Here is a 2,220-nt window from a genome sequence, read left to right on the forward strand (position 1 = left end):
CGTGACACCCCCGACCCCTGCCCCCGCGACATCCCCGGCCACCGCGCCCGGAGCCCGAACCCCCGCCGCCCCCCCCCCCCGGGCCCGTCTCCGCGGAGCCGGTCACAGCAGGGACGAGCGGCCTTCGCTGAGGTTCGGCTCCCCTGAGCGCACGCGGTGATCGGCGGCGGCATACGGGGGTGGAAGTGCCACCGTGCCGCACCTTGGGAGGCCAGGGCGGGCAGAGGGGGCCGGGAGTGGGCGCAGTGACCAGCTGTTCAGTTGTTCAGTGCTGGTAGAAGATCCGGTCGCCGTACTCCGTCAGTACGCGCCGGTTCCACTCGTGGCCGCCGTCGACGTTCCCCGAGCGCAGCAGCGGGGGCTCCACACCCCGGCGGGCCAGTTCGCCCGCCGCCGAGGCCATCATCGCCTGCATCAGCGCGCTGGTGACGACCGTCGACGCGGGGGCGAAGGGGGCTTCGACGCCCTCGGCGGTCAGCTCCGCGTCGCCCACCGCGATCCGGCTGTCCAGCACGATGTCGCAGTGGTCCTTGAGATACGTACCGGAGGAGTGCCGTGACGTCGTCTCCTTCGTGTACGCCACCGATGTCACGCCGATGACCTTCAGGCCCAGCGTGCGGGCGCTCATCGCCATCTCCACAGGGAGCGCGTTGCGCCCGGAGAGCGAAATGATCACGAGGACGTCGCCCGCCGCCGCCGGACTGCAGTCGAGTACGGCGCTCGCGAGACCGTCGACGCGTTCCAGGGCCGAGCCGAGGGTGGCGGGCCTGACGTCGACACCCAGGGCGCCGGGGACGCCGAGCAGGTTCATCAGGGCGAGGCCGCCCGCGCGGTAGACCACGTCCTGGGCGGCGAGCGAGGAGTGGCCCGCGCCGAAGGCGAAGAGACGGCCGCCCGCCTGCACGGTGTCGGCGATCGCGGAACCGGCCGCCGCCACATGCTCCGACTCCTCGTCGCGCACCTGGCGCAGCAGGCCGATCGCGGCATCGAAGAAGTCGTCCGCCAGACCGCCGCTCGCGCTGTTCTCGCTGCTCATGCGCCTCACGGTGAGGTCCGTACCAGGGCGGTGTCAAGACCGCCCACGTCCTGTGCGGGCCGGTTGTCGTAGGTATGCGTCAGAATTGGATGAGGGCCATAGCGGCAGCGGAACATAGGGGCACGTATGAGTGGGCTGATCGACACTACGGAGATGTACCTCCGCACCATCCTCGAACTGGAGGAGGAAGGTGTGGTTCCCATGCGGGCCCGTATCGCGGAGCGGCTCGACCAGAGCGGCCCGACGGTCAGCCAGACCGTGGCGCGCATGGAGCGTGACGGCCTGGTGGCCGTCGCGAGCGACCGGCACCTGGAGCTGACGGAGGAGGGCCGGAGGCTGGCGACGCGCGTCATGCGCAAGCACCGGCTCGCCGAGTGCCTCCTCGTCGACGTGATCGGCCTGGAGTGGGAGCAGGTCCACGCCGAGGCGTGTCGCTGGGAGCATGTGATGAGCGAGGCGGTGGAGCGGCGGGTCCTGGAGCTGCTGCGCCACCCCACGGAGTCGCCGTACGGGAATCCGATCCCGGGCCTGGAAGAGCTGGGCGAGAAGGCCGAGGCGGATCCCTTCCTCGACGAGGGCCTGCTGAGCCTGGCGGAGCTGGACCCGGGCCCCGACGGGAAGAACGTGGTGGTGCGCCGGATCGGCGAGCCCATCCAGACCGACGCACAGCTGATGTACACGCTGCGTCGCGCGGGGGTGCAGCCCGGTTCGGTGGTGAGTGTCACGGAGTCGGCCGGCGGGGTCCTGGTGGGCAGCGGCGGTGAGGCCGCCGAGCTCAACCCCGAGGTGGCTTCGCACGTCTTCGTGGCCAAGCAGTAGCGCGCCCGGGACAGAGGGCGCCCGCTGCCTATACGGCCGGTGACGGGCAGACCGCGCAATGGCGCGGGAACGGCGGGAACGGCCCCGGCCGCCCGCAAGCCGTGCGACGCTGGGCGCCTACGGCGTGACGACGGTGTCGGCCCGGTGCGGTCCGGGTGCTGCCCGCCCGTCCGGCAGGGAGGGAGCAGATGGATGCGTCTGTCGTGGCCTCACCGGGTCTCGGACGGAGAGGGCCCCGGCGCGCGGGAGCGCCGGGGCCCGGCCGCCCCCGCCGCCGGGCGGGGGCCCCGGCGCCCCGGCGCCCCCCCGACCCACTCCCCCCCTCCGGCCGGCCGGCGGGGGCGGTGCCCCGAGCGACTGCCGCA

General features: G+C 73.0%; 2 protein-coding genes. One reads left to right on the plus strand and one right to left on the minus strand.

Annotation, left to right across the window (positions count from 1 at the left end):
• Positions 1-265: 265 nt before the first annotated feature.
• Positions 266-1,036 carry an SIS domain-containing protein gene (locus ACFXBC_RS02610; RefSeq protein WP_385017845.1) on the minus strand — a complete coding sequence of 257 codons (771 nt, stop codon included), beginning with the start codon at positions 1,034-1,036 and terminating at the stop codon, positions 266-268.
• A gap of 126 nt (positions 1,037-1,162) precedes the next feature.
• On the opposite strand from ACFXBC_RS02610, the gene ACFXBC_RS02615 reads away from it, so the two are divergent.
• Positions 1,163-1,855 carry a metal-dependent transcriptional regulator gene (locus ACFXBC_RS02615; protein ID WP_164267262.1) on the plus strand — a complete coding sequence of 231 codons (693 nt, stop codon included), beginning with the start codon at positions 1,163-1,165 and terminating at the stop codon, positions 1,853-1,855.
• The last annotated feature ends 365 nt before the right edge of the window (positions 1,856-2,220 follow it).

The organism is Streptomyces sp. NPDC059398 (assembly GCF_042751845.1).
In the GTDB taxonomy this organism is placed as follows: Bacteria; Actinomycetota; Actinomycetes; order Streptomycetales; family Streptomycetaceae; genus Streptomyces.

Bases quoted from the DNA above. Each gene is read 5' to 3' on its own strand.
- ACFXBC_RS02615 (WP_164267262.1), top strand. From the start codon at position 1,163: ATGAGTGGGCTGATCGACACTACGGAGATGTACCTCCGCACCATCCTC.
- ACFXBC_RS02610 (WP_385017845.1), bottom strand. From the start codon at position 1,036: ATGAGCAGCGAGAACAGCGCGAGCGGCGGTCTGGCGGACGACTTCTTC.